Origin of the sequence: Bradyrhizobium sp. (assembly GCF_027451485.1) — a bacterium.
Lineage (GTDB): Bacteria > Pseudomonadota > Alphaproteobacteria > Rhizobiales > Xanthobacteraceae > Bradyrhizobium.
Genome location: NZ_DAIDJE010000125.1, coordinates 1 through 3,695 on the forward strand (window position 1 = coordinate 1; position 3,695 = coordinate 3,695).

At 63.2% G+C, this 3,695-nt stretch carries 3 protein-coding genes; all 3 read left to right on the forward strand.

Going from position 1 to position 3,695, the window contains the following annotated elements:
- The coding region (gene rnr, locus NEZ08_RS15720; RefSeq protein WP_298108579.1) for a ribonuclease R at positions 1–2,244 on the forward strand (2,244 nt) is incomplete at its 5' end.
- Complete coding sequence (locus tag NEZ08_RS15725) at positions 2,232–2,660, forward strand: DUF983 domain-containing protein (protein WP_298108582.1); 429 nt, start codon at positions 2,232–2,234, stop codon at positions 2,658–2,660. The genes rnr and NEZ08_RS15725, both read left to right, overlap by 13 nt.
- 36 nt (positions 2,661–2,696) lie before the next feature.
- The gene (locus NEZ08_RS15730) at positions 2,697–3,437 is read left to right on the forward strand and encodes an NUDIX hydrolase (RefSeq protein WP_298108585.1); all 741 of its coding nucleotides are present in this window, start codon (positions 2,697–2,699) and stop codon (positions 3,435–3,437) included.
- Positions 3,438–3,695 lie beyond the last annotated feature (258 nt).

The following is a 3,695-nucleotide window of genomic DNA, read 5'->3' on the forward strand; positions in this document are numbered from 1 at the left end:
GTGGGAACCCGGGAGATTGCCCGCGAGTTCGGCCTCCGGAACGCCGACCGCGCCGAGCTGAAGCAATTGCTGCGAGACCTGGCCGACGAAGGCATCATCAAGAAGCGCGGCAAGGAAATCAGCGAGCCCGAGATCCTGCCCGCGACGCTGTTGGCCGACATCGCGAGTCGCGACAGCGACGGCGAGCTGTTGGCCGTCCCCGCCGAATGGGACGAGGTCGAAAACAGCGAGCCGCCGAAAATTCGTATCCATATGCCGCGGCGCGCAAAGCCGGGCACCTCTGCCGGCATAGGCGACCGCGCCCTCCTGCGCGTCGAAAAGGTCGAGGAACGCGTTCGCGACGGCGTCGCCTATCGCGGACGAATTCTCAAGGTGATCGATCTCGCCAAAACCCGCGTGCTCGGCATCTTCCGCAAAAATCCCGACGGCGGCGGTCGCCTGATCCCAGTCGACAAGAAGCAGGCTGGACGCGAGTTGAACATCGCCAAATCCGAAACTCTTGGCGCCGAAGATGGCGATCTCGTCAGTGTCGACCTGGTGCGCTCGCGCGGCTTCGGCCTCGCCTCCGGCAAGGTCAAGGAACGGCTGGGATCGATCGCATCCGAAAAGGCAATCAGCCTGATCGCGATCCACGCTCACGGTATTCCGCAGGCGTTTTCGAAAGATGCGCTGCGCGAGGCTGAACACGCAAGCCCTGCGATCCTGAAGGGCCGCGAGGACTGGCGCGACGTCCCGCTCGTCACCATCGACCCGCCCGACGCCAAGGACCACGACGACGCCGTTCATGCGGAGCCTGATTTCGATCCGAACAACAAAGGCGGCTTCATCGTCCATGTCGCGATCGCCGACGTCGCTTTTTATGTTCGCCCGGGCTCCGCTCTCGATCAGGACGCGCTGGAACGCGGCAATTCGGTCTATTTCCCGGACCGCGTTGTGCCGATGCTGCCCGAGCGCATCTCGAATAACTTGTGCTCGCTGGTGCCCGGCGAGCCGCGCGGTGCGCTGGCAGTGCGCATGGTGATCGGAGCGGACGGTCGCAAGCGATCGCACACGTTCCATCGCGTCCTGATGCGCTCGGCCGCCAAACTGCATTACGCGCAGGCACAGGCCGCCATCGACGGCCATCCCGACGACACCACAGGCCCCCTGCTCGCCGCCGTTCTGAAGCCGCTTTATGCCGCCTACACGGCGGTGAAGCGCGCCCGCGACGCGCGGGACCCGCTCGATCTCGACCTCCCCGAACGCAAGATCCTCCTCAAATCGGACGGTACCGTCGATCGCGTCATCGTGCCCGAACGATTGGACGCCCATAAATTGATCGAGGAGTTCATGATTTTGGCCAATGTCGCCGCGGCCGAAATGCTTGAAAGGAAGTCGCTGCCGCTTATCTACCGGGTGCACGATGAGCCGGCGCTTGAAAAGGTTCACGCGCTCCAGGAATTCCTGAAAACCCTCGACCTGCCCTTCGCTAAGGCCGGCGCGTTGCGGCCGGCCGTGTTCAACCGCGTGCTGGCGCAGGTCAAGGGGCATGATGCGGAATCGCTGGTGAACGAAGTGGTGCTGCGCTCGCAGGCCCAGGCTGAATATTCGGCCGAGAACTACGGCCATTTCGGCCTGAACCTGCGTCGCTATGCGCATTTCACCTCGCCGATCAGGCGATATGCCGATCTTGTTGTCCATCGCGCCCTGATCCGCGCACTCGGGCTCGGCGAAGGCGCCATGCCGGAGTCGGAGACGACGGAAAATTTGAGCGAGGTTGCGGCCCAGATATCCGTCACCGAACGCCGTGCAATGAAAGCCGAGCGCGAGACCGCCGATCGGCTGATCGCCCATTTTCTTGCCGATCGCATCGGAGCAACGTTTCAGGGGCGGATTTCCGGCGTCGCCCGCGCCGGGCTGTTTGTGAAGCTGACCGATACAGGCGCCGACGGGCTGGTTCCGGTGCGCTCGCTGGGCGAGGAATATTTCAATTATGACGAGACGCGCCATGCGCTGATCGGCACGCGCAGCGGTGCCATGCACAGGCTTGGGGACGTCGTCGACGTTCGTCTGGTAGAAGCGGCACCGGTCGCGGGCGCGTTGCGGTTCGAACTGCTGTCGGAAGGCCAGGCGCTTCCTCGCTCCCGCCGCCGCGATTTCGCGAAATCCAAGGCCCATCCGGGCAGAGCGGCGCGCCGGAACGGTGGCAAGGCCGATAAAGTGAAAGCTGGAAAGAAGAAGAAAGGCAAGTCATGGAAACGGTAAGCGATCGTCCGATCGTCTGGAGTCAGGAAACCGGACTGAGGGAGAAGCGCGACGTCTGGCAAGCCTTGAAGCGCGGCTTTCGCGGGCGCTGCCCGCGCTGCGGCGAGGGCAATCTGTTTCGTGCCTTCCTGAAAGTAGACGACGCCTGCTCGGCCTGCGGCCAGGATTTCTCGGGGCATCGTGCCGACGACCTCCCGGCTTATCTCGTCATCGTCATCGTCGGCCACATCGTGGTGCCCTTGGCGCTCATGATCGAAACCAACTTTTCGCCGCCTGTCGCGCTTCAGCTCGCGATCTATCTGCCGTTGACCTTCATCGCCTCGCTGGCGCTATTGCAGCCGGTCAAGGGGGCCGTCGTCGGGGCGCAATGGGCGCTGCGGATGCATGGATTTGACGAAGAGAATCCCGAGCCTTAGACCGTCATCTGCGAGCGGGAACGGGGCACGCATGCTATGAGCGAAACGGGGCAACAAGCGACTGAGAAGGAAGCCGACCATCATCCCTATCGCCGTCCGGTCGATGCCGCGACGCTGATCCTGGTCGATCGCTCCGCCACCATCCCCAAAGTCCTGGTCGGACGCCGCCACGACAAGGTCGTGTTCATGCCCGGCAAGTTCGTCTTCCCCGGCGGTCGGGTCGATGTCGCCGACAGCCGCGTTCCGGTTGCCGCTCCCATTCCGAAGGCGCTGGAAGCCAATCTGCTGAAGGGAAGCCCGAAGATCACGGCGGCCCGTGCACGCTCACTGGCAGTTGCAGCGATCCGAGAGGCCTGTGAGGAAACCGGGCTTTGTCTCGGGCGGCCGAGCCAGGGCAAGATCCCAGCGTTATCGGGGCCATGGAAGCCTTTTGCCGATGCCGGCCTCCTGCCCGATCCGTCCGGTCTTTTCCTGATCGCGCGCGCCATTACCCCGCCGGGCCGCGTACGGCGCTTCGATACCCGCTTCTTCACCGCCGACGCCTCGGCAATCGTCCACAGAATCGATGGCGTCATTCATGCAGATGCGGAACTGGTCGAACTGGTCTGGGTCGAACTCGGCTCAAAGCCGCTCGCCGACCTGCATCCGATGACGCGAAACGTGCTGAACGAACTGGACAAGCGGCTTGCTGCCGGCGCGCTCGGCCACGACGCGGAAGTGCCGTTCTATCATTTCTACTCCGGCAAGATGCACCGGGATATCCTGGCCGCCTCGTAAAGCACGATCGGGAAAAGCGCAGCGGTTTTCCGAAGAGATCATGCTCAATCCACTGGCGGGCACTATAACGCCTCCAAAACAAAATAATCTTCTGCTTGCCTGCCGATGGCGCCGCGGCCTCTCGTGCCTATCTCTTTTGGAACGATAACGGCACGGATTGGGGCGATGGCGATACGGCAACTCAAGCTCGGCGCATTCATGCGGCCGATCAGCATTCATACCGGCGCCTGGCGCTATCCCGGCGCCTGGCCTGACGCC

Excerpts from the sequence above, each read along its gene's own strand:
- NEZ08_RS15725 (WP_298108582.1), top strand. The coding sequence starts at position 2,232 with ATGGAAACGGTAAGCGATCGTCCGATCGTCTGGAGTCAGGAAACCGGA.
- NEZ08_RS15730 (WP_298108585.1), top strand. The coding sequence starts at position 2,697 with ATGAGCGAAACGGGGCAACAAGCGACTGAGAAGGAAGCCGACCATCAT.